Origin of the sequence: Sphingomonas sp. Leaf30, assembly GCF_001422525.1 — a bacterium.
Classification (GTDB): Bacteria; Pseudomonadota; Alphaproteobacteria; order Sphingomonadales; family Sphingomonadaceae; genus Sphingomonas; species Sphingomonas aerolata.
In genome coordinates this window covers 693,113-715,368 of the sequence record NZ_LMKZ01000001.1, presented here as the reverse complement: position 1 = coordinate 715,368, position 22,256 = coordinate 693,113, and the positions used below count along the sequence as shown (strand labels likewise).

General features: G+C 67.5%; 21 protein-coding genes. 12 read left to right on the top strand and 9 right to left on the bottom strand.

Features of this window, described 5'->3' with window-relative positions:
* Window positions 1-5 precede the first annotated feature (5 nt).
* Together ASE89_RS03415 and ASE89_RS03410 are read right to left on the bottom strand one after the other, a co-directional pair.
* Entirely contained in the window at window positions 6-3,161 is a 3,156-nt protein-coding gene (locus tag ASE89_RS03415) for an efflux RND transporter permease subunit (RefSeq protein WP_031440559.1), read from the bottom strand.
* 6 nt (window positions 3,162-3,167) lie between these two features.
* Entirely contained in the window at window positions 3,168-4,382 is a 1,215-nt protein-coding gene (locus ASE89_RS03410) for an efflux RND transporter periplasmic adaptor subunit (RefSeq protein WP_056674041.1), read from the bottom strand.
* Window positions 4,383-4,599: 217 nt separating this feature from the next.
* Between ASE89_RS03410 and ASE89_RS03405 the strand changes: the two genes are divergently transcribed.
* Window positions 4,600-5,340 (top strand): SIMPL domain-containing protein, encoded by a 741-nt coding sequence (locus tag ASE89_RS03405; RefSeq protein WP_056674038.1) that lies wholly within the window; start codon window positions 4,600-4,602, stop codon window positions 5,338-5,340.
* A gap of 67 nt (window positions 5,341-5,407) precedes the next feature.
* Here ASE89_RS03405 and ASE89_RS03400 read toward each other — a convergent pair whose 3' ends face one another.
* From ASE89_RS03400 to ASE89_RS03390, 3 genes are all read right to left on the bottom strand, one after another.
* Window positions 5,408-5,665 carry a GlsB/YeaQ/YmgE family stress response membrane protein gene (locus ASE89_RS03400; RefSeq protein ID WP_031393003.1) on the bottom strand — a complete coding sequence of 86 codons (258 nt, stop codon included), beginning with the start codon at window positions 5,663-5,665 and terminating at the stop codon, window positions 5,408-5,410.
* A gap of 102 nt (window positions 5,666-5,767) precedes the next feature.
* The gene (gene sciP, locus ASE89_RS03395; RefSeq protein WP_031393004.1) at window positions 5,768-6,067 is read right to left on the bottom strand and encodes a CtrA inhibitor SciP; all 300 of its coding nucleotides are present in this window, start codon (window positions 6,065-6,067) and stop codon (window positions 5,768-5,770) included.
* Window positions 6,068-6,169: 102 nt separating this feature from the next.
* A complete protein-coding gene (locus tag ASE89_RS03390; protein ID WP_031393005.1) occupies window positions 6,170-6,397 on the bottom strand; it encodes a hypothetical protein in 228 nt (75 codons plus the stop codon).
* 136 nt (window positions 6,398-6,533) lie between these two features.
* On the opposite strand from ASE89_RS03390, the gene mnmA reads away from it, so the two are divergent.
* The gene (gene mnmA / locus ASE89_RS03385; RefSeq protein ID WP_056407215.1) at window positions 6,534-7,658 is read left to right on the top strand and encodes a tRNA 2-thiouridine(34) synthase MnmA; all 1,125 of its coding nucleotides are present in this window, start codon (window positions 6,534-6,536) and stop codon (window positions 7,656-7,658) included.
* Window positions 7,659-7,673: 15 nt separating this feature from the next.
* Window positions 7,674-7,922, top strand: a complete 249-nt coding sequence (locus tag ASE89_RS03380) for a UvrB/UvrC motif-containing protein (RefSeq protein ID WP_031440563.1) — start codon at window positions 7,674-7,676, stop codon at window positions 7,920-7,922.
* A gap of 118 nt (window positions 7,923-8,040) precedes the next feature.
* Here ASE89_RS03380 and ASE89_RS03375 read toward each other — a convergent pair whose 3' ends face one another.
* From ASE89_RS03375 to pdxH, 3 genes are read right to left on the bottom strand one after another with little or no spacing between them, the layout of a single operon-like run.
* A complete protein-coding gene (locus ASE89_RS03375) occupies window positions 8,041-8,832 on the bottom strand; it encodes a PhzF family phenazine biosynthesis protein (protein ID WP_031440564.1) in 792 nt (263 codons plus the stop codon).
* A 40-nt stretch (window positions 8,833-8,872) separates the two neighbouring features.
* On the bottom strand, window positions 8,873-9,820 hold the full coding sequence (locus ASE89_RS03370) for a cation diffusion facilitator family transporter (protein ID WP_031440565.1): 948 nt from the start codon (window positions 9,818-9,820) through the stop codon (window positions 8,873-8,875).
* Window positions 9,817-10,395, bottom strand: a complete 579-nt coding sequence (pdxH, locus tag ASE89_RS03365) for a pyridoxamine 5'-phosphate oxidase (RefSeq protein WP_056674035.1) — start codon at window positions 10,393-10,395, stop codon at window positions 9,817-9,819. The genes ASE89_RS03370 and pdxH overlap by 4 nt, the downstream gene beginning before the upstream one ends.
* A gap of 113 nt (window positions 10,396-10,508) precedes the next feature.
* On the opposite strand from pdxH, the gene ku reads away from it, so the two are divergent.
* From ku to ASE89_RS03345, 4 genes are all read left to right on the top strand, one after another.
* Complete coding sequence (ku, locus tag ASE89_RS03360; RefSeq protein ID WP_056674031.1) at window positions 10,509-11,396, top strand: non-homologous end joining protein Ku; 888 nt, start codon at window positions 10,509-10,511, stop codon at window positions 11,394-11,396.
* Window positions 11,397-11,461: 65 nt separating this feature from the next.
* Window positions 11,462-13,963 (top strand): DNA ligase D, encoded by a 2,502-nt coding sequence (gene ligD / locus ASE89_RS03355; RefSeq protein ID WP_056674028.1) that lies wholly within the window; start codon window positions 11,462-11,464, stop codon window positions 13,961-13,963.
* 237 nt (window positions 13,964-14,200) lie between these two features.
* Window positions 14,201-16,708 (top strand): circularly permuted type 2 ATP-grasp protein, encoded by a 2,508-nt coding sequence (locus ASE89_RS03350; protein WP_031440569.1) that lies wholly within the window; start codon window positions 14,201-14,203, stop codon window positions 16,706-16,708.
* Entirely contained in the window at window positions 16,705-17,607 is a 903-nt protein-coding gene (locus ASE89_RS03345) for a transglutaminase family protein (protein WP_056674025.1), read from the top strand. Before ASE89_RS03350 ends, ASE89_RS03345 begins: the two co-directional genes overlap by 4 nt.
* A gap of 117 nt (window positions 17,608-17,724) precedes the next feature.
* Here ASE89_RS03345 and ASE89_RS20160 read toward each other — a convergent pair whose 3' ends face one another.
* Window positions 17,725-17,871, bottom strand: a complete 147-nt coding sequence (locus ASE89_RS20160; protein ID WP_156360378.1) for a hypothetical protein — start codon at window positions 17,869-17,871, stop codon at window positions 17,725-17,727.
* 95 nt (window positions 17,872-17,966) lie between these two features.
* On the opposite strand from ASE89_RS20160, the gene ASE89_RS03340 reads away from it, so the two are divergent.
* From ASE89_RS03340 to aroC, 5 genes are all read left to right on the top strand, one after another.
* Window positions 17,967-18,899: a DnaJ C-terminal domain-containing protein gene (locus ASE89_RS03340; protein WP_082451212.1), complete on the top strand. Its 933-nt coding sequence runs from the start codon at window positions 17,967-17,969 to the stop codon at window positions 18,897-18,899.
* A 7-nt stretch (window positions 18,900-18,906) separates the two neighbouring features.
* Window positions 18,907-19,872 carry a YihY/virulence factor BrkB family protein gene (locus tag ASE89_RS03335; RefSeq protein ID WP_192003066.1) on the top strand — a complete coding sequence of 322 codons (966 nt, stop codon included), beginning with the start codon at window positions 18,907-18,909 and terminating at the stop codon, window positions 19,870-19,872.
* Window positions 19,869-20,672, top strand: coding sequence for an enoyl-ACP reductase FabI (gene fabI, locus ASE89_RS03330; protein ID WP_156363254.1), 804 nt, complete (start codon window positions 19,869-19,871; stop codon window positions 20,670-20,672). Before ASE89_RS03335 ends, fabI begins: the two co-directional genes overlap by 4 nt.
* Before the next feature lie 80 nt (window positions 20,673-20,752).
* On the top strand, window positions 20,753-21,166 hold the full coding sequence (locus ASE89_RS03325) for an endonuclease domain-containing protein (RefSeq protein ID WP_056674019.1): 414 nt from the start codon (window positions 20,753-20,755) through the stop codon (window positions 21,164-21,166).
* Window positions 21,163-22,230, top strand: coding sequence for a chorismate synthase (gene aroC / locus ASE89_RS03320; RefSeq protein WP_056674016.1), 1,068 nt, complete (start codon window positions 21,163-21,165; stop codon window positions 22,228-22,230). The genes ASE89_RS03325 and aroC overlap by 4 nt, the downstream gene beginning before the upstream one ends.
* The last annotated feature ends 26 nt before the right edge of the window (window positions 22,231-22,256 follow it).

The window sequence follows — 22,256 nt, the reverse complement described above, 5'->3', positions numbered from 1 at the left end:
GGCGATCATTCCGCCGGCTGTGTCCCGCCATCGCCGTCGCGAAAGCCGATCTTGGGCGATGCGGGTCCGAGCGCCGGCGCGTTGGGGCCAGCGATTCCGACCACCTCCGCGCCGTCGTCGCCGGGCCGGAAGGTGAGCAGGCGACGACCCAGTCGCGGCCCTGCCCAGCGCTCGATCCCGACCGCGATGCTGAACGTCGCCGGCACGATCAGCAGTGTCAGCACGGTCGACATCACCAGACCGCCGATCACGGTGATGCCCATCGGCGCGCGGAACGATCCGTCGCCGCCGATCGACAACGCGGTCGGCACCATGCCCGCGACCATCGCGACCGTGGTCATGACGATCGGCTGCGCGCGCTTGTGCCCGGCATCGACGATCGCGGTCCAGATATCGACGCCCTTGCCCATCTCCTCGAGCGCGAAGTCGATCAGCAGGATCGAGTTCTTCGCGACGATCCCGAGCAGCATCAGCAGCCCGATATAGACCGGCATCGAGATCGGATGACCCGTCACCCACAAGGCGAGCAGCCCGCCGAGCGGCGCGAGGATCAGCGAGCCCATGTTGACGAACGGCGGCAACAGACGGCGATAGAGCAGCACGAGCACCGCGAAGACGAGCAGCACGCCCGCTACCACCGCGACGATGAAGTTGCTGATCATCTCGGCCTGCCACTTGGCCTGGCCGAGCACGAGTTCGCTCACCCCGATCGGCAGCGCGTTCATCGTCGGCAGCGCATGGATCTGCTTCTGCGCATCGCCGCTGATCACGCCGGGCGCGAGATCCGCACCGATCGACAGCTGGCGCTGCTGGTTGACGCGGTCGATCTTGGTCGGCCCCGAGCCCAGCCCGATATCCGCGACGAGGCTGAGCGGCACCGATCCGCCCGTCGCGGTGGCGACCGGCAGGTTCTGGATCGTCGCGAGGCTCGTCCGCGCATTCTGGTCGAGCGCGACGCGGATCGGGATCTGGCGATCGCTGAGCGAGAAGCGCGCGCTGTTCTGGTCGATATCGCCCAGCGTCGCGATGCGGATCGCACTCGACAGGCCCTGCGTCGTCACGCCGAGATTGGCGGCGAGATCGAGCCGCGGGCGGATGACGATTTCAGGCCGCTGCAGATTGCCCGCGACGCGCGGTGCGACGAGCGACGGCAGCTTCGCCATCTCGGTCACGATCTTCTGCGCGGTCGCGTCGAGCTTGACCGGGTCGTCGCCGCCCAGCGTGATCGTCACGTCGCGATTGCTGCCGCCCCAGCCGAACTGCGACCGGAACGACACGCGCGCATCGGGGATCGCCGCGAGCTGCGGCGCGAGACTTCGCTCGAACGCGGTGCTCTTCATCGAGCGATCGTCCTTGAGCGTCGCGGTGACGCGGCCATTGCCGACCGCGGTGCGGGCATAGACCGATGCAACATCGGGTTGCGCCTGGAGGATGCTCGCGACCCGGGTCACGACCGCCTGGGTCTGCGCCAGCGTCGTGCCGGGGACCATGTCGATCGTCGCGGTGCTGGTGTCGCTGTCGCGCGGCGGCTGGAAGGTCGAGGGCAGGACGAAGAACATCGCGATCGTGATCGCGGTCGCGGCCGCACCCGCGACGACCGGCAGCCAGCGGTGCCGCAGCGTGAAGCGCAGCGACGCCATGTACCAGTCCATCAGCTTGCCCTCGCCGTGGCTGGCGGTGCCGTGCGCCTTCAGGAAATAGGCCGCGATCATCGGCGTGATGAGGCGCGCGACCGCGAGGCTCATGAGCACCGAGGCAACCACGGTCAGACCGAAATTCTTGAAGAACTGACCCGAGATACCCGGCATCAGCCCGACCGGCAGGAACACCGCGACGATCGACATCGTCGTCGCGAGCACCGCCAGCCCGATCTCGTCAGCGGCGTCGATCGACGCCTGATAGGCGGATTTGCCCATCCGCATGTGCCGGACGATGTTCTCGATCTCGACGATCGCGTCGTCGACCAGCACGCCCGCGACCAGGCTGAGCGCGAGCAGCGTCATCTGGTTCAGCGTGAAGCCGAGCAGGTCCATGAACCAGAAGGCGGGAATCGCCGACAGCGGAATCGCGAGCGCGGAGATGATCGTCGCGCGCCAGTCACGCAGGAACAGGAACACCACGATCACCGCGAGCACCGCGCCCTCGATCATCGCGTCGATCGCGCTGTGATATTGCTCCTCGGTATATTTCACGCTGTTCGAGCGCAGCACGAAATGCACCGCCGGGTTACGCTTCTCCAGCGCCTCGAGCTTCTTGACCGCATCGTTGAACACGGTGACGTCGGACGCGCCCTTGGCACGCTGGAAGTCGAAGCTGATGACCTGGCGACCGTTGATTGCCGCCGCCGTTCGCTGTTCGGCATAGAGATCGCGGACCTGCGCGATGTCCGCCAGCCGCACGGTCCGCCCGCCGACCGAGATCTGCGTCTGGCCAAGATCATAGGCGTTCTTGGCATTGCCGAGCACGCGCACCGACTGTTCGGATCCGGCGATCTCCGCGCGGCCGCCCGCCGCGTTCAGATTGACCTGACGCAGCTGCGCATTGACCTGGCTCGCGGTCAGCCCCTGGCTCTGCAGCTTGACGGGATCGAGGATCACGCGAATCTCGCGGCTCACCCCGCCATTGCGGTTGACCGCGGCAAGCCCCGATACCGACAGCAGCTCCTTCGCCACGGTATTGTCGATGTACCAGCTCAGCTGTTCGACCGTCATGTCGCTGGCGATCGCGGAATAGCTCGCGATATCCTCGTCGGTGGTGTTGGCGCGGAACACCTGCGGCTCGAGGATGCCCTCGGGCAGGTCGCCGCGGATCTGCGCGATCGCGTCGCGCACGTCGTTGACCGCGCGGTCGATCGGCGTGCCGATATTGAGCTGGATGACCGTCTGCGACGTACCTTCGGTGACCGTCGAGCTGATCTGGTCGATGCCCTGCAGCGTCCGCACCGCCGCCTCGACCCGCTGCGTGACCTGGGTTTCCAGTTCGGTGGGCGCCGCACCCGGCTGGCTGATGACGACGATCGCGATCGGGAAATCGATATCCGGATCGTTGTTCACGTCCATCCGCATGAAGCTGACGATTCCCGCCAGCGTCAGTGCGAGGAACAGCACGATCGGCGGTACCGGGTTGCGGATCGCCCAGGCCGAGATGTTGCGGAAACCCATGGTGCGTCAGCCCCGTTTGCTACTGGTGGGTGTCGTCGTCGCGCTGGTCGTCGCCTTGGTCACGGGCTTGACCTTCTGCCCCGGTGCGAGGAACCCGCCGGCCGACTGGACGACGCGTTCGTTGCCCTGCAGCCCGCCTGCGATCGTCACCGCACTGTCGGAAACCTGACCGATCTTCACGTCGCGGCGCACCACCTTGTCGTCGGGACCGACAACATACACGAAACTGCCCTTGTCGTCGCTCTGCAACGCCGAGTCGGGAAGCTGCGGTGCGACCGTCGCGCCACCGACGATCGACGCCGCGGCGAACCCGCCCGGGCGCAGCGCGGGATCATAGGCGAGCGCGATTCGCGCGACGCCCTGGCGCGTCTGCGGGTCGATCACCGGCGACACCTGCCAGACCTCGCCCTTATACCCCTTGGCCGAGCCGACCGGGGTCACGGTCGCCCGCGCGCCCACCGGCAGGCCGAGCAGATCGCTTTCGGCCAGCGCCGCGCGCATTTCCATCTGTCCGCCCATCGCCATGCGGAATAGCACGCCGGTTCCCGAGCTGACGATCTGCCCGGGCTCGACGCCGCGGGTCAGCACGAGGCCGGCGGCCGGTGCACGGATGTCGAGTCGCCCGTTGCGCGCGCGGGCCTCGCCGAGCGACGCCTGCGCCACCTTCACGCGCGCCGCCGCCGCATCACGCGTCGCCGCCTTGCGCTGGAGATCCGCCTTCGAGATGAACCCGCGATCGACCAGCTGCTGCGCACGGTCGAGCTCCGCTTGCGCGATCGTCTCGTCCGACCGCGCCACCGATACGGATGCCGACAGCGATGCCGCGGTCTCGGTCTGGACCGAGCGGTCGACCGTCGCGAGCACCTGCCCCGCCGCGACCCACTGGCCAGGCTCGACCAGCACGCGCGTGATCATGCCGCCCTCGCCCGCGACGCCGACGGGCATTTCGCGCCGCGCGGCCAGCGTACCGGTCGCGGCGATCACGCGGTCGACGGTCTGGCGACCGGGCACGATGACGGTGACGCTCGGGATCTGCTCGGTCGGCGCACCGGGCGCCGCTGCATCCTTCTTGCCCGATCCGAACGCGAACCAGGCGATGGCGAGCGCCGCGAGGATGACGACCACCGCGATGATGATGTTGCGACGGGTATGCGACGGCGGCGTCTGATCCGTCAGCACCTGCTGCGGCTCGCCGCCGATCGTCCTGGCTTCGTAGTTCATGCGCGCGCTATCCCCGTCCCGACCCGAATCCGCCGGACCACTCGCCAGCTGTATTATATAAATAGATCACCGTGCTCAAGCCCCCCGGCACGCCGCGCAGCCAAATGTCAGACATGACCAGGATCGCACCTGTCTGCAAGCTGCACGCGATGTTCAGCCTGCGTTGACCCGGCTTCGATCAATCGCGAAAGCAGGCTGACTTACAGGGAGACACGATATGACCAGGTTCACCATGATCGCGACGCTGGCGGCGGTTCCGCTCGCCGCCGCGATCCCCGCCGCCGCTTCGGCACAGGCGCAGGCGTCGACGGTCGAACCGATGGTCCCCGCGACCGGGACGGTGCTCGACGTCAGCGCCGAGGGCCGCACCACGCGCGTGCCCGATGTCGCGACGATCCGTGCGGGTGTCGTCTCGCAGGCGACGACCGCCGCGGCCGCGCTGGCGGACAATGCGCAGCGGATGAACCGCGTGCTCGCAGCGTTGAAGAAGGCCGGGGTCGCGCCGCGCGACATCGCCACCGCGACGGTCGGGCTCGCGCCGCAATATCGCTATGCCGACAACCAGCCGCCGGTGGTCACCGGCTATCAGGCGACCAACAGCGTCTCGATCCGCTTCCGCGACGTGGCGAAGTCGGGCGCGATTCTCGATGCGCTGGTCGCCGAGGGCGCGAACCAGATCGACGGCCCCAATCTGTCGATCGACCAGCCCGATGCGGCGCTGGACGAGGCGCGGGCCGACGCGGTCAAGCGCGCGCGTGCACGCGCCGAGATCTATGCGCGGTCCGCTGGCATGCGCGTCTCGCGAATCGTCTCGATCACCGAGAATGGCGAGAATGCCGGCAACCCGAACCCGCCGGTCTTCATGGCGCGCGCCTCGATGGCCAAGGACAGTACGCAGATCGTCGCGGGCGAGAAGGACGTCACCGTTTCGGTCTCGGTCCGCTTCCTGCTGAACTGAGCGCACAGAAAAAGGGCCGCCCGGTTGCCCGGACGGCCCTTTTTTCAACGCTGTGTAGCGACCGCTCTTAGCGGACGCTGCCGCGGCGCACGAGGTTGACGATCGCGAGCAGCACGATCGCGCCAAGCAGCGACACGATGAAGGAGGTCAGCGTCAGCGGTGCGCTGTTGATCGAGCCACCCGACAGGATCAGGCCGCCGATGAAGGCGCCGACGATGCCGACGATGATGTTCAGGAAGATGCCCTGCTGCGCGTCAGTGCGCATGATCATGCTGGCAATCCAGCCGATGACGCCGCCGATGATCAGCCAAAGAATGATACCCATTTTACTTTCCCTCCGTTGTTCCCGTAGCCGGGCGATGGCGGAAAGACGTGCGAGCACGGACGTTTGTTCCGCCCGCGTTTTGATTATGTATGCTGATTCGGGTCAGTATTTTTGCTGCCTTTCGTACAGCGACTTATAGTGCTGGATCCGCGTCACGCGCAGGCCCGGCATCCCCGACCGGTCGATCGCGCGCTGCCATCCGGCAAATTCCTCGACCGTCAGTCCATAGCGGTCGCAGACCTCGTCGACCGACAACAGACCGCCATTGACCGCGGCGACGACCTCGGCCTTGCGGCGTACGACCCACCGCGTCGTGCTGGGCGGCGGCAGCGAATCCAGCGTCAATTGCTCGCCTAGCGGTCCGATGACCTTGGCAGGGCGGAACTTCTGGTTCTCGATCATTTACAACCTCTGATCGGGGCGGGGGCCCCCTCTCGATACGTGGCTACGACCCGTAGCCAAGGGAGTTGAAGAATGGCTGAAACGCCGCGGTAAACGCCGCGGTCATTCCTGTTTCCATCGCGTCAAGGCATCCGCCATTGGCCCGTTGAACGCCCCGTGGACGGGGGCGAACAGCTTGGGATCGATCGCACCCCGCGAAAACCCGGCCTGAACCGCCGCGGTCGGGCTCGCCGCCTGACGCGCGGCGATCCCGACGATCAACACCGCCAGGTCACCGGGCAGAACGGTCAGCTCGGCCTCTCGATCGAAACGGGGGAAGCTCAGATCCAACGCGACACTCGCAAAACACCAACTAGAGGTTCCGTCTAAACGCCGGGGAATGAAAACGAGGTAAAGTTCGGGACAAAGAGTTGTCGCGCCTGTCGCTTTTTTTGCAACGCCTCGTCGCAGAGACTATGGTGTACCGATGGAACAGGCGGATTTTCAGCTCGGCGGCGCGACACCAGGGTCGGGGTCGCTGGCCGGTCGACGGATCGTCGTCGCGATGTCGGGCGGGGTCGACAGCTCGGTCGTCGCGGCGCTCGCGCATGCGACCGGCGCGGAGACGATCGGCGTGACGTTGCAGCTCTACGACCACGGCGAGGCGGTCGGCCGCGCGGGCTCGTGCTGCGCGGGCCGCGACATTCGCGACGCGCGCGCGGTCTGCGACCGGCTCGGCATCGCGCATTACGTCTTCGACCATGAATCGAGTTTTCGCGAACAGGTCGTCGACACCTTTGCCGACGCTTATCTCGCGGGGCGTACGCCGATCCCATGCGTCCAGTGCAACATGGGGCCCAAGTTCACCGACCTGCTGAAGCTCGCGCGCGATCTCGGCGCGGACTGCCTCGCGACCGGCCATTATGTCCGCCGCGTCGAGGGGACGCACGGCGCCGAACTCCACCGCGGCGCGGATCCTGCCCGCGACCAGAGCTATTTCCTGTTCGCGACGACGCAGGCGCAGCTCGACTATCTGCGCTTCCCGCTCGGCGGCCTGCCCAAGGCGCGCGTGCGTGAGATCGCGGCCGAACTCGGCCTAGGCGTCGCGGCCAAGCCCGACAGCCAGGATATCTGCTTCGTCCCCGACGGCGATTACGCCGGGCTGGTCAAGAAGCTGCGCCCGGAGGCGGATACCGCGGGCGATATCGTCGATATCGGCGGCATGAAGCTCGGCGAGCATCGCGGGCTCATCCACTTCACCGTCGGCCAGCGTCGCGGACTGGAGATCGGCGGCAGCCCCGAGCCGCTTTACGTCGTGCGCGTCGAGCCCGACACGAAGCGCGTCGTGGTCGGCCCGCGTCGTGCCCTCGCGGTTTCGGCGGCACAGCTGAGCGACATCAACTGGCTCGGCGACGATTTCACCGGGCCGCTCACCGCCAAGGTGCGCTCGATGGCCAAGCCCGTCCCGGCCCGCCTGATCGGTGACCGCGTCGTGTTCGACTCACCCGAATATGGTGTCGCACCGGGACAGGCGACCGTCCTCTATGCCGGCGACCGCGTGCTCGGCGGCGGCTGGATCGCGTCGACCGAGGCGGCACTCGCCGCCGCCTGACGCGTTAGGTCCGGCATGGATATCGACGACCTGCGCCGCCAGATGGAAGCCGCCGCCGCGGCGATGGACTTCGAGACCGCGGGACGACTGCGCGACCAGATCAGCCTGCTGCGCGGCGGCGGCACCGTCGCCGACACCGCGGGACTCACCCGCCAGCAGCCCGGCGCGATGGGTCTGGGCACCAGCCAGCAGCGTCTGACCCCGCCGCCCGGCTGGGTGAAACCCAAGAAGCCTGACCCGATGACCAAGGGCCGCAAGCGCTAGCCGCCACGTCGCTCCTCTTCCGTCATCCTGACGAAAGTCAGGGTCCAGGGTAACGAAGCAAGACGATCCTGGCTCTGGATCCTGACTTTCGTCAGGATGACGTAGAGTTAGACCGTGATCACGGCAGCAGGAACGTGCCCTCGATCACCGTCACGCATGCACCGCCAAGCACCACCCGGTCGCCTTCGAGCCGGCACGTCAGCCGCCCCCCGCGCGCGCTCGCTTGGAACGCGGTGAAACTGTCCCCCAGCGTCTGCGCCCAGTACGGTACCATCACCGCATGCGCCGACCCCGTCACCGGGTCCTCGTTGATTGCATAATAAGGCGTGAAGACGCGGCTGACGATCGCGGTCGCGGACCCCTTCGCCGCGACGATCGCGACGATCGGAAACTTCGCCAGCGCGACGAAATCGGGTTTCAGGTTGCGGACGATCGCCTCGTCCTCGACGATCACCAGCGCATAGCCCTTGTCGTGCCACAAGGTCTCGACCGGCGAATCGATCGTCAGTGCCGCGACGATCTCCGGCATCGCCTTCGGCGCGGGCGCCCAGGCCGGCAGCTCGAGCGTGTATCCGCCATCCGCGCAGGCGACCTCGAGGATCCCCGCCTGCCGCGTTGCGAACCGGACCCTGTCGCGCGCGCTATCCGACGACAGCACGAAATGCCCGCTCGCCAGCGTCGCATGCCCGCACAGCGCGACCTCTGCGCCCGGCGTGAACCAGCGCAGGTCGAAATCGACGCCCTCTTCGGCCGAGGGGACGATGAACGCGGTCTCGCTCAGGTTGTTCTCCTGCGCGATATCCAGCAGCACAGCATCGTCGAGCCACGCCGACAACGGCATCACCGCCGCCGGATTGCCCGCAAAGGCCGTGTCGGCGAACGCATCGATCTGCGCGAACGGTATTCTCATGCTGCTGCCCCTCATACCCGGTTGTCGGGCACCTAGCGGGTTAAACCCGCTTGCCAAACCAATGCGGCGTCACGTCCGCCTCGACCAGCGGATTGTCGGTATCGACATGCCCTTCGGGATCGAGGTGGATCAGCACTTCGACCTTGGGGAAGGCGGTGCGCAGGTTGCGCTCGACTGCCTCGACGATGTCGTGGGCATGCGCAACGGTCAGGTCGCGCGCGACCTCCATGTGGAACTGCGCGAAATCATGGCTGCCCGACCGGCGGGTGCGGAAGTCATGGATGCCGCGGATGCCGGGCTGACGCGCCGCCACGTCGAGGAACTGTGCACGCAGATCCTCGGGCCATTCCTTGTCCATCAGCTGGTCGATCGCGTTCGACGATGCCGAGAACGCACCCCAGGCGAGCCACAGCGCGATGACGATGCCGAAGATCGGATCCGCCCCGCTCCACCCCATATACTGGTCGAGCACCAGCGCGACGATCACCGACCCGTTGAGCAGCACGTCCGACTGGTAATGGACATTATCTGCCAAGATCGCGACCGAGCCGGTCTGGCGGATGATCCGGCGCTGATAGGCGAGCAGGAACACCGTCGCGACGATCGCGACGACCGACACGCCGATGCCGAAATCGGCGCCCGTGGTCGGCTGAGGATCGTTGAACGCGAGGATCGCGCGCCAGGCGATGCCCGCCGCCGACGCGGTGATCAGCATCACCTGGAACAGCGCGGCGAGCGCCTCCGCCTTGCCGTGGCCGAAACGGTGATCATGATCGGCCGGCGTCGCCGCCAGCCGCACGCCGTACAATGTGACGAGGCTCGCGAGCAGGTCGAGCGCGGTGTCGGCAAGCGAGCCGAGCATCGCCACCGATCCGGTCGTCCACGCCGCAAAGCCCTTCAGCAGCAGCAGGAAACACGCCATCGCGACGCTGGCGAGCGCCGCGCGCGTCGCCAGCGGGATCACCCTGCGGCGTTCGTCCTGGGTCATGGGAATAGCAATCCTTCAGTCCAGCCTTCACCGTCGCGCACGAACAGTCGCCGCTCATGTAGGCGGTGTTCGCGGTCCTGCCACAGCTCGATGCGATCGGGCGCGATCCGGTACCCGCCCCAGTGCGGCGGGCGCGGCACGTCGCCACCCTCGAACCGCGCCTGCGCCTCGGCAAAACGGCGTTCGAACGTGTCGCGCGTGTCGAGCGGGCGCGATTGCTCCGACGCCCATGCCCCGAGTTGCGAATCACGGCCGCGCGTTGCGAAATAGGCGTCCGATTCCGCATCGCTCACCAGGCTGACGCGCCCCTCGATCCGGACCTGCCGGCGCAGCGACTTCCAGTGGAAGAGCAACGCCGCATGCGCGTTCGCGGTCAGCTCGCCGGCCTTGCGGCTTTCGCGGTTGGTGTAGATGACGAAACCATCGGGGCCATGCCCTTTCAGCAGCACCATCCGCACCGACGGACGTCCCTGCGCATCCGCAGTGGCGAGGGCTACCGCGTTGGAGTCGTTGATTTCTGTTTGCCTGGCCTCGGCGTACCAGGCGTCGAACAGCGTGATCGGGTTGTCGGACATGGCAGCGCCATAGCGAAACTCGGCGACTCGCGAAACAGCGCACGGCACGGCGCTCACGGAACGACTCGCGACGCCGACGATTGAATCGGTTTCGCAACGAAGGAAACCGCACCGTGGCAGCGCGCGCCTATTGGCAGGGACAGATCCGGCTCGCGCTGGTCTCGATCCCGGTCGAGATCTACTCCGCCACCAAATCGGGTGCGGCCGTCTCGTTCAAGCAGATCCACGAACCCTCGGGCCAGCCGATCCATTACGACAAGGTCGTGACCGGCGTCGGCCCCGTCGACGCCGACGAGATCATGAAGGGCTATGAGGTCGAAAAGGGCGAATATGTCCTGCTCGACCAGGACGAGATCGACGCGGTGAAGCTCGAATCGAAGAAGACGCTCGAACTGACCCAGTTTGTCGATGCGAGCGAGATCGACGTGCTCTATTATGAGAAGCCCTATTTCGTCGTCCCCGCGGACGATCTGGCGGAAGAGGCGTTCATCGTTTTGCGCGAGGCGCTCCGGCGCACGAAGAAGGTCGGGCTCGGCCAGCTGGCGATGCGCGGCCGCGAATATGTCGTCAGCCTCAAGCCGTGCGGGCGCGGCTTGGTGCTCGAGACGCTGCGCTACGCGGACGAGGTGCACAAGGCGCAGGGCTATTTCCGCGACATCCCCGACGACAAGCCGTCCGAGGAACTGCTCGAACTCGCCGAGGCGCTGATCGAGAAGCGCAGCGGCGACTTCCACCCGCAGGACTTCCACGATCGGTATGTCGACGCGCTGAAGGACCTGATCGAACGCAAGCGCAAGGCGAACGGCAAGACGATCATCGACGACAAGGGCAGCGGCGAGAGCAAGGGGTCGAACGTGGTCGACCTGATGGCGGCGCTGAAGAAGTCGATGGAGAAATCGGGCGGCACGGCCGCGGCTGCGAAGAAGGCGCCCGCCAAGAAAGCTCCGGCCAAGACCGCGCCGAAGACCGCGACCAAGTCTCCGGCGAAGAAACGTGCGTAACGCCCCCTGTTGTGTCCCTGCGAAGGCGGGGACCCAGCCTGGGCTCCCGCATTCGCGGGAGACCGATGGTGGCTGACACCCCCGACCCCCTCGCGCTCTACAATGCCAAGCGGGACTTCGCGAAGACCGCCGAACCCGCCGGCACGCTGACCCCCGGCAACGGCAACAGCTTCATGGTGCAGAAGCACGACGCCACCCGCCTCCACTGGGACCTGCGCCTCGAGATCGACGGCGTCCTCAAAAGCTGGGCGGTCACCCGCGGCCCAAGCCTCGACCCGGACGAAAAGCGCCTCGCGGTCCGCACCGAGGACCATCCCCTGAGCTACGCCACGTTCGAAGGCGCGATCCCCGCGGGAGAATATGGCGGCGGCACGGTGATGCTGTGGGACCGCGGCACCTGGGCACCGATCAAGGGCAAGTCGGCCAAGGACCTCGACAAGGGCCATCTCCACTTCGTCCTCGATGGCGAGCGGATGAAGGGCGAATGGCTGCTGATCCGCCTGAAACCCCGCGCGAAGGAAAAGCGCGAGAACTGGCTGCTGCGCAAGATCGACGACGCCGCGGCGGGCGGCACGGATAGGCTGGTCGACGAAGCGCTGACGAGCGTCTCGACCGGGCGGACCATGGCGGAGATTGCCGAGGGCAAGAAGCCGGCACGCGCGAGCAAACCCGCCCCTCCCCCGTCATCCCGGCGAAAGCCGGGACCCAGAGCGAAAAGCGTCGCGGCGGATACTCTGGATCCTCGCCTTCGCCAGCATGACGGCACGCTTCCCGAATTCCGCGACCCCCAACTCTGCACGCTCGTCTATGCCGTCCCCACCGGCACCGCCTGGCTGCACGAGGTCAAATATGACGGCTACCGCGCGCTCGTCGCCGTCGCGAACGGCAAGGCCAACGTGTTCACCCGCACCGGCCTCGACTGGACCGACAAGTTCGCCGGAATCGCTGCCGCCGCCGCGAAGCTCCCCGTAAAATCGGCGCTGCTCGACGGCGAGATCGTCGCCTTCAAGAACGGCCACCCCGATTTCTCGACGCTGAAAGACGCGATCTCCAGCGGCGGTGACATGACCTTGTTCGCGTTCGACCTGCTCGAGGTCGACGGCGAGGACCTGACCGGCCTGTCCAATCTCGACCGCAAGGCACGCCTCGCACCGTTGATCCCGGCCGATGACGACCGCCTGCGCTATTCGGACCACGTCATCGGCGCGGGCGAGCAATTGTTCGAGACGATGTGCCGCGAGGGCCTCGAAGGCATCGTCTCGAAACGCGCCGACGCGCCCTATCAGGGCAAGCGGACCAAGGCGTGGCTCAAGATCAAATGCACGCACCGCCAGGAATTCGTCATCGTCGGCTGGCTCCCGTCCGACAAGAAGCGCGGCTTCAAGTCGCTGCTGCTCGGTGTCCGCGAGGGCAAGAGCTATCGCTATGCGGGCAAGGTCGGCACCGGTTTCGACCAGGCGCTGATGGACGAGCTGCGCGGCAAGCTCGATGCGCTCGACCGCAAGACGCCGACGGTCGAGGCCCCGAAAGCCGCGGTCCGCGGCGCGCACTGGGTTACGCCGAAGCTGGTCGCCGAGATCGCCTTTGCCGAAACCACCCCCGACGGCGTGCTGCGCCATTCGAGCTTCATCGGCCTGCGCGAGGACAAGGCGGCGAAGGACGTCGTCGCCGAGACCCCCGCCCCGCTCCCCGATGCCGCGCCTGAGACTAAGATCAAGATCACCAACCGCGACCGCGTGATCTTCGACGACTCCGACGTCACCAAGGGCGATCTCGCCGACTATTATGCCGCGCTGTCCGGCCTCATCCTTCCCTTCGCCGGCAATCGCCCGATCAGCCTCGTCCGCTGCCCGCAAGGCCGGTCGCGCGCCTGCTTCTTCCAGAAACATGACGCCGGCAGCTTCGGCGACGCGGTCCATCAGGTACCGATCCGCGAGAAGGACAGGTCGACCGAGGACTATCTCTATGTCGACGATGCCGACGGGCTGGTCGCCTGTGTCCAGATGGGGACGATCGAATTCCACGGCTGGGGATCCTCCAACGAGACGCTCGAAAAGCCCGACCGGCTCGTCTTCGATCTCGACCCCGACGAGGGCCTCGACTTCGACGATACGAAGAAGGCCGCAGAGTATTTGAAGACGCAGCTCGCCGAACTGGGGCTCGTCAGCTTCGCGATGCTGTCGGGCGGCAAGGGCGTCCATGTCGTCGTGCCGCTCACCCCCAAGGCGGAATGGCCCGCGGTCAAGGATTTCGCCGACCGCTTCGCCCGCGCGCTGGCAAGTGCCGAGCCCGACCGGTTCGTGGCATCGATGGCCAAGGCCAAGCGCAAGGGCCGGATCTTCATCGACTGGCTGCGCAACCAGCGCGGCAGCACCGCGGTGATGCCCTATTCCGCCCGCGCCCGCGCTGGCGCACCTGTCGCCGCCCCCGTATCATGGAGCGAATTGCGCGATATCGACACCGCCGCCCGCTGGGGCGTGCGCGACGCCGACGACCTGATCGCACGCGCCGGGTCGCGCGGGTTGAAGGGCTGGGGCGTGGCGGACCAGGTTCTGCCGGATTTCTGAGGGCGGGCGCCTCCCCTAACCCCCGCACTCCACCCCGGCGAAGGCCGGGGCCCAATTGGGGGACACCCGTGATAAAGGGTGGCTAGCCGTTACGCCCCTCCATCCAATTGGGCCCCGGCCTCCGCCGGGGTGGAAGGCGTAGGCGAAACCCGCCCCGCAGACACGCTTTTAGGTTGCGCCGCACCAGCGAAAGGTGAAACACCCGCCGCCACTATTCGAAGGCATCAAGGCATGGAGATGGCGACGCAATCCACGCCCCCGACCGATACGGCGCAATCGAGCGCCTATGACGCGACACGCCATGCCGAGCGCTGGATCGCCGACTATTGCGCGCGCAGCACCGCCGCCGACATGCTCTGCCCCGCCGCCGACGGCAGCATCGACCCCGCCTGGACCGCGACCTTCGCCGAGCTCGCGATGGTCGCCTCGGACGATCTCGGCCATGTCCGCGAACGCGTCCAGCGTCACGCGGTCGATATCGGCACCGGCTTCCGCATCGCCGACGAACCCGACGAGCGCCCCTGGCCGGTCTCCCCCGTCCCGCTGCTGATCGAGGCGGACGCATGGGCGCGGATCGCGGCGGGCGTCGTCCAGCGTGCGACGTTGATGGAAACGGTGATCGCCGATCTGTACGGCGAGGGAAAGCTGGTCGCGGATGGCCATATCCCCGCCGCGCTCGTCACCGGCAGCCCGTTCTTCCTGCGGCCGATGGTCGGGCTCGATCCGCCGGGCGGCCGCCACCTCGATTTCATCGCGATCGATCTCGGCCGCGGTCCAAGCGGCGAATGGCGCGTGCTCGCCGATCATCTGCGCGCGCCCGCGGGTGCGGGCTATGCGCTCGAGAACCGGCTCGCGGTCGGCCGCACGCTCGGCGGGCTGCAGGCGCGGCTGAACGTCCAGCGCCACGCGCCCTTCTTCGCCGCGTTCCGCGCCGGGCTGGCGGCGATGTGCAAGCGCACCGATCCCCGCATCGGGCTGCTCACCCCCGGCCGGTTCAACCCGAGCTATCCCGAACAGGCGCATCTCGCGCGCTATCTGGGGCTGCTGCTCGTCGAGGGCGCGGATCTCGCCGCGCTCGAGGACAAGCTCTATGTCCGCACGATCGGCGGGCTGAAGCGGATCGACGCGCTATGGCGGCGGCTCGATCCGCGGCTGCTCGATCCGCTGGCGTTCGACACGCATTCGCAGATCGGCGTGCCCGGCCTGATCGACGCCTATGCCGCGGGCAATGTCGTGCTGTCGAACGCGCCCGGCTCCGCGGTGCTTGAGGCCCCCGCCTTCTCGGCCTTCCTGCCGCAACTTGCGCGCACGATCCTCGGCGAAGACCTGCTGCTGCCCAACATCGCGACCTGGTGGTGCGGGCAGGACGCGGCACGGACCGCGGTCGAGGCCGATCTCGACCGGCTGCTGATCGCTCCTGCCTATCACACCCGCCCGCTCGGCCTGCCCAACGGCGCGACCGCGGGCGCCGACATCACAGGCGCCGACCGTGCCGCGCTGCTCGCCGACATGGCCCGCCGCCCGCAGGATTATGTCGGGCAGGAGATCGTTCGCCTGTCGACGATGCCCGTCGTCGTCGGCGACACGCTCGAGCCGCGCCCGTTCACGCTGCGCGTCTTTGCAGCACGCGGCGGCGACGGCGAATGGACCGTGCTGCCCGGCGGGTTCGCGCGGATCGGCGAGCACCCAGACGCGCGCGCTGCGGTGATGGGCGAGGGCATCTGGTCCGCCGATGTCTGCGTCTATGGGCCGGAGCCGGTCGCACCCGTCTCGCTCCTCACCGCGCCTGATTCGCTCCACGTCCGGCGCAATCCCGGCACGCTGCCCAGCCGAGTCGCGGACAATTTCTACTGGCTCGGCCGCTATCTCGAGCGCGGCGAGGCATTGCTGGCCGCGATCCGCGTGATGCTCGGCAATTCGATCGATGCCGACGGCGGCGCGGTGCTGTCGTCGCAGACCGTCGGCAAGCTCGTCGGGCTGATCGTCGGCAGCGGTGCCGCACCGCATCCGCCCGCGCTGCGCCGTGCCGACCTTACCGCGTTCGCGCGCACCGCGATGGAGGACGAGGGCTGGCAGTCGGTCGCGACGATCAACCGCCATGCGCGTGCGATCGGCGAGGGATCGCGCGACCGGCTCTCCTCGGACATGGTCCGGCTGCTCGAGGCGCCCTTCCCGACGCATCGCGGGATGCTCGAACGCGCCGGTTCGCTCCAGCGCCGCTATGCCGCGATCGCCGGGCTGTCCGCCGAGCATATGGGACGGACCGCGGCATGGCGGTTCCACGATCTCGGCCGCCGGATCGAGCGTGCGATGGCGATGGCGCGCGCGATCCGGCTGTTCGGCATGCCTGGCGCCTCGCCCGACGACCTGTCGGTGCTGCTCGACCTCGCCGACAGCCAGATCACCTATCGCCAGCGCTATCCGACGGGAATCGCGCGTGTGCCGGTGATGGATCTCGTCGCGCTCGACCCCGGCAACCCGCGCAGCCTTGCCTTCTCCGCCGACCGCATCGCCGCCCGGCTCGCCGAGCTGCCGGTGCTCAGCGACGACGAGATGGCCGAACCGCAACAGGCACAGGCGACCGCACTCATGGCGATCGTAATGACCGCGACCGCCGCCGAGCTGGACGCGGATACGCTGGGCGATGTCGAACGCCGGCTGGCGGGTGTGTCGGACGCGCTGGCGAGACGCTATTTCCTGCAGGGCGCAGAACCGCTCCGCACCAGCGAACTGACGCTCGCATGATCTACGACATCCGCCACGTCACCACCTTTGACTATGGCGCGAGCGTCAAGTTCGCGCGCTGCAACCTCCGGCTGAAGCCCATCGACTGGCCCGGCCAGCGGCTCGACGACTACACGCTCTCGGTCCACCCCGCGGGCCGGATCAGCCCCGCGCGGGCCGAGGCCGGGCTCGCCAACGTCACGCGGCTGGTGGTCGACAGCCCGGTCCGCCACCTGACGATCGAGAGCCGGTCGCGGATCACGGTCGACCGGCTCGTCCCCGTCCCCGCCGCCGGCGACCCGACGCTCGCCGAGATCGCGGCGTTGGCGCGCGCGAGCACCGACCTCTCCGCGGCGAGCCCCGCCACCTATCTCTATCCCTCGCCGCTGATCCCGCTCGACCATGCGATCGCCGATTATTGCGCGGCCGATCTCGACCCCGCGCGCGGCGCGCTGGAGGCGGGGATCGCGCTCGCCCGCCGCATCCAGCGCGAATTCGTGTTCGATGCGGATGCGACGCTGGTCGACACCCCGCCGCACGAGGCGTTCCTCCACCGCAAGGGCGTGTGCCAGGATTTCGCGCAGATCATGATCACCGGCCTGCGCGCCGCCGGCCTGCCCGCCGCCTATGCGTCGGGCTATATCCGCACCATCCCGCCAGCGGGCCAGCCGCGGCTGGTCGGCGCCGACGCGACGCATGCCTGGGTCCTGCTGTGGTGCGGGCCGGTGCATGGCTGGGTCGGGATGGATCCGACCAACGGCATCTGGATGGCCAGCGACCATATCGTCATGGCGGTCGGCCGCGATTATGCCGAGATTGCGCCTGTCGACGGCGTGGTGCTGGGCTCGGGCGCACAGAGCATGGACGTCAGCGTCGACGTCGCGCCGCTCGACGAGACACCGGTCCCGGTCGGCAGGTAACCTGCTTCACGGTCGTCATCCCCGCGGAGGCGGGGACCCATATGCTCGAACGGTTGCGATAGTCTTGCAGGATTGCCGGTATGGGTTCCCGCCTACGCGGGAATGACGAGACGTGCGTCAGTCCTTCCCCTCATGCGGGTTCGGATAGGACCCGCCGCCACTCTCGCCGCCCTTGTCCTTGGCCGGCGCATCGTTCACCCCGTCCTTCTGCTTGGCACCGTCATCGCCCTCGGGCACGCCCTGCATCGGTTGCTTGTCAGCCATCATCGTCTCCTCTCGCCCGCCAAACGCACGGTACGGGAATTGCGTTGCGCCCGCGGCGGCCCCACATAGACGCGCAAGACAGAGTGGGGACCTAAGTGGCCGATCCGTACAAGACCCTGGGCGTTGCCCGCGACGCGAACGAAGCCGACATCAAGAAGGCGTATCGCAAGCTCGCCAAGGAGCTTCATCCCGACCGCAACAAGGACAATCCGAAGGCATCGGAGAAGTTCAGCCAGGTCACCAACGCGTACGACCTGCTGAACGACAAGGACAAGCGCGCGCGCTTCGATCGCGGCGAGATCGACGGCGACGGAAACCCCGCCGCGCCGTTCGGCTTCGGTGGCGGCGGCGGTGGGCGCCCCCAGCCCGGCGGCGGCTTTCGCAGCGAAGGCTATGAGAGCGGCGGCCCCGACATGAGCGACATCTTCGAGGGGCTGTTCGGCGGCGCCCAGCGTGGCGGTGGCGGCGGTTTCGCGAGCGGCTTCGGCCGGCGCCCGCAGCCCAAGGGCGAAAACGTCGCCTATCGCCTGCAGGTCCCGTTCGTCGACGCGGCGACGCTCGAGCCCCAGCGCGTCACGCTCTCCGATGGCAAGACGCTCGATCTGAAACTGCCCGCAGGCGTAGAGAGCGGCACGCAGATGAAGCTCAGCGGCAAGGGCGAGCAGGGCCCGGGCGGGGCGGGCGACGCGATCCTGACGATCGACGTCCAGCCGCACCGCTTCTTCACGCGCGACGGCGACGACGTCCGCATCGACCTGCCGATCAGCCTCGCCGAGGCAGTGCTTGGCGGCTCGATCAAGGCGCCGACGGTCGAAAAGCCGGTCATGCTGACGATCCCCAAGGGCACGACCTCGGGCAAGACGCTGCGCCTCAAGGGCAAGGGCTTCCACAAGAAAACCGGTGGCCGCGGCGATCAGCTCGTCACGCTGATGATCGACATTCCGGCCGACAACAAGGCGCTTGCCGACTTCGTCGAGGGCTGGGCGAAGAGCAATACCGGGAACCCGCGGGGGGCCATGGGCGTCTGAACGCCTTGTGAACGACAGCAATCTTACGCCCGAGGCGCGCGCCCACGACCACGGCGGCACGCGCCGGCGCCTCAATCGCGGCATGGCCAAGGTCAAGCCGGGCAGTCATGCGTTCGAGGTCGTCAAGCGTGCCGCGGTCGGCGTGTTCAACGACGGCTTCATCCATGCGGGCAACCTCGCCTATCTCGCGCTGATGACGGTCTTTCCGTTCTTCATCGTGGCCGCGGCGATCCTGTCGCTGTTCGGCCAGAGCACCGAGACGATCCGTGCGGTCGAATCCTTCCTGAACGTGCTGCCGCCCAACGTTGCCGACCTGTTGCGCAAGCCGATCGCCGACGTGCTCGCCGCACGCACCGGCTCGCTGCTGTGGCTCGGCGCGCTGGTCGGGCTGTGGACCGTCGGCAGCTTCGTCGAGACGATCCGCGACATCTTCCACCGCGCCTACGGGATCAAGGCGACCGCACCCTTCTGGAAATCGCGTCTCGGATCGTCCGCGGTGATCGTCGGCTCGGTGATCATGGCGCTGCTCTCCTTCCTGGTACAGGGCATCCTGACCGCGGCCGAACAGTTCATCTACCGCCTCGTCCCCTTCGCGCAGGACGCCGCGGGCTGGGTCGGCCTGTCGCGTCTAATCCCCGCGCTGCTGATGTTCGGCGCGCTGTACTTGCTGTTCTACTCGGTAACGCCGTCGCGCTATCGCTATTCGAAATGCCGCAAATGGCCCGGCGCGCTCTTCACCGCCGTCTGGTGGATCAGCGCGACCGCATTGCTGCCGATCGTCCTGTCGAGCCTGGGTGGCTATGACCTGACCTATGGCAGCCTGGCGGGCGTCGTCATCATGCTGCTGTTCTTCTACGTCATCGGATTGGGGCTGGTATTCGGGGCGCATTTGAACGCGGCACTGGCGGAACCCCTAGAAACAGCGCTAGAGCAACCGGCTGACGAGGTAGAGGCGAAGGCGAGAACGGCGTGAACGGTTTGATGGCGGGCAAGCGTGGGTTGATCATGGGGCTGGCGAACGACAAGTCGCTGGCCTGGGGGATCGCCAAGAAGCTGTCCGAAGCCGGCGCGGAGCTCGCGTTCAGCTATCAGGGCGAGACGATGGAGAAGCGCGTCCGCCCGCTCGCCGAGCAACTGGGCGTCGCACGGCTGTTCGACTGCGACGTCTCCGACATGGGCGCGCTCGACACGACCTTCGCCAAGCTGGCAGAGGAATGGCCGACGATCGATTTCGTCGTCCATGCGATCGGCTTTTCGGACAAGAACGAGCTGCGCGGCCGGTTCGTCGACACGAGCCTCGACAATTTCCTGATGACGATGAACATCAGCGTCTATTCGTTCGTCGCGGTCGCGCAGCGTGCGGCCAAGATGATGAACCCGGGCGGCTCGATGCTGACGCTCAGCTATTACGGCGCCGAGAAGGTCATCCCGCATTACAACGTGATGGGCGTCGCCAAGGCCGCGCTCGAGACGAGCGTGCAGTATCTCGCGGTCGATCTCGGCCGCGACAATATCCGCGTGAACGCGATCTCGGCCGGCCCGATCAAGACGCTGGCCGCGAGCGGGATCGGCGACTTCCGCCTGATCCTGAAGTGGAACGAATTGAACTCGCCGCTCAAGCGCAACGTGACGATCGACGATGTCGGCGGTGCGGGACTGTATCTGCTCAGCGACCTGGCATCGGGCGTCACGGGCGAAACCCACCATGTCGACGCCGGCTACAACGTGATCGGCATGAAGGCCGAAGACGCCCCCGACATCGCGCTGGTGTAAACGGAAGAAGCACAGACTACCCCCTCTCCCCTGCGGGGAGAGGGAGGGGCCCATGCGCAGCATGGGAGGGTAAGGGCACGGTGAGGCAGAAGGACGGCACCGAAGCCCTCAACCGCGCGCGGAAGCTGCGTCGCGACTCCACCGAGGCGGAAACCCGTTTATGGCAGAAGCTCCGCAGCCGCCGCCTCGCCGACTCAAAGTTCCGCCGCCAGGTGTGGATCGGCCCGTTCATCGCCGACTTTCTGTGCATGGACGCCATGCTCGTCGTCGAGGTAGACGGCAGCCAGCATATTGGCGACGCGGCCTATGATGCCGACAGAAGTACCTACCTCGCGAACAAGGGATACCGTGTGATCCGTGTCTGGAACAACGACGTGATGCAGCGGATGGACGACGCGCTTGCCGCGATCCTGTCCGCGCTCACCAGCGTGCCCTCACCCTCCCATGCTGCGCATGGGCCCCTCCCTCTCCCCGTCGGGGAGAGGGCCAAGTGAGCGTCAACACCTTCGGACGGATGTTCCGCTTCACCACCTGGGGCGAGTCCCACGGACCCGCGCTCGGCGCGGTGGTCGACGGCTGCCCCCCCGGCATCCCCCTCACCGAAGCCGACATCCAGCCCTGGCTCGACAAGCGCCGTCCCGGCACCTCGCGCTTCACCACGCAGCGGCGCGAGCCCGATGCGGTGCGGATCCTCTCGGGCGTGTTCGACGGCCGCACGACGGGCACGCCGATCAGCCTGATGATCGAGAATGTCGACCAGCGCTCGAAGGATTATTCCGACGTCGCCAAGGCCTATCGCCCCGGCCACGCCGACTATGCCTATGACGCCAAATATGGCTTTCGCGATTATCGCGGCGGCGGCCGCTCGTCGGCGCGCGAGACCGCGGCGCGCGTCGCCGCCGGCGCGGTCGCGCGGCTGGTCGTGCCGCAAGTCCGCATCCGCGCCTGGGTCGAGGCGATCGGCGGCGACGCGATCGACCCTGCGAACTTCGACGACGCACAGATCGACCAGAACCCGTTCTTCTGCCCCGATGCGGAAGCGGCGCTGCGCTGGGAAGCGCTGGTCGACGCCGCGCGCAAGGCGGGATCGTCGCTCGGCGCGGTGATCGCGTGCGAGGCAACCGGCGTCCCCGCAGGCTGGGGCGCGCCGCTCTATGCCAAGCTCGATGCCGAACTCGCCTCGGCCTGCATGAGCATCAACGCGGTCAAGGGGATCGAGATCGGCGACGGGTTCGCTGCCGCCGCACTGTCGGGCGAGGCCAATGCCGACCCCATGCGACCGGGCGCAGAAGGCCCCGAATTCCTGGCCAACCATGCCGGCGGGATTGCCGGCGGGATCGCCACCGGCCAGCCGATCCGCCTGCGCGTCGCGTTCAAGCCGACCAGCTCGATCCTCACCCCCGTCGAGACGATCAGTCCGTCCGGCGAGGCCGCGACGATCGCTACCAAGGGCCGCCACGACCCCTGCGTGGGCATCCGCGGCGTGCCCGTCGTCGAGGCGATGGTCGCACTCGTCCTTGCCGATCAGGCGCTGCTCCACCGCGGCCAGTGCGGCTGACCCGGGAACATAAGTCGAACCGAAAC

What these genes read in the sequence shown, in the direction of transcription:
- ASE89_RS03415 (WP_031440559.1), bottom strand. Translation starts at nt 3,161, where the DNA reads ATGGGTTTCCGCAACATCTCGGCCTGGGCGATCCGCAACCCGGTACCG.
- ASE89_RS03410 (WP_056674041.1), bottom strand. Translation starts at nt 4,382, where the DNA reads ATGAACTACGAAGCCAGGACGATCGGCGGCGAGCCGCAGCAGGTGCTG.
- ASE89_RS03405 (WP_056674038.1), top strand. Translation starts at nt 4,600, where the DNA reads ATGACCAGGTTCACCATGATCGCGACGCTGGCGGCGGTTCCGCTCGCC.
- ASE89_RS03400 (WP_031393003.1), bottom strand. Translation starts at nt 5,665, where the DNA reads ATGGGTATCATTCTTTGGCTGATCATCGGCGGCGTCATCGGCTGGATT.
- sciP (WP_031393004.1), bottom strand. Translation starts at nt 6,067, where the DNA reads ATGATCGAGAACCAGAAGTTCCGCCCTGCCAAGGTCATCGGACCGCTA.
- mnmA (WP_056407215.1), top strand. Translation starts at nt 6,534, where the DNA reads ATGGAACAGGCGGATTTTCAGCTCGGCGGCGCGACACCAGGGTCGGGG.
- ASE89_RS03380 (WP_031440563.1), top strand. Translation starts at nt 7,674, where the DNA reads ATGGATATCGACGACCTGCGCCGCCAGATGGAAGCCGCCGCCGCGGCG.
- ASE89_RS03375 (WP_031440564.1), bottom strand. Translation starts at nt 8,832, where the DNA reads ATGAGAATACCGTTCGCGCAGATCGATGCGTTCGCCGACACGGCCTTT.
- ASE89_RS03370 (WP_031440565.1), bottom strand. Translation starts at nt 9,820, where the DNA reads ATGACCCAGGACGAACGCCGCAGGGTGATCCCGCTGGCGACGCGCGCG.
- pdxH (WP_056674035.1), bottom strand. Translation starts at nt 10,395, where the DNA reads ATGTCCGACAACCCGATCACGCTGTTCGACGCCTGGTACGCCGAGGCC.
- ligD (WP_056674028.1), top strand. Translation starts at nt 11,462, where the DNA reads ATGGTGGCTGACACCCCCGACCCCCTCGCGCTCTACAATGCCAAGCGG.
- ASE89_RS03350 (WP_031440569.1), top strand. Translation starts at nt 14,201, where the DNA reads ATGGCGACGCAATCCACGCCCCCGACCGATACGGCGCAATCGAGCGCC.
- ASE89_RS03345 (WP_056674025.1), top strand. Translation starts at nt 16,705, where the DNA reads ATGATCTACGACATCCGCCACGTCACCACCTTTGACTATGGCGCGAGC.
- ASE89_RS20160 (WP_156360378.1), bottom strand. Translation starts at nt 17,871, where the DNA reads ATGGCTGACAAGCAACCGATGCAGGGCGTGCCCGAGGGCGATGACGGT.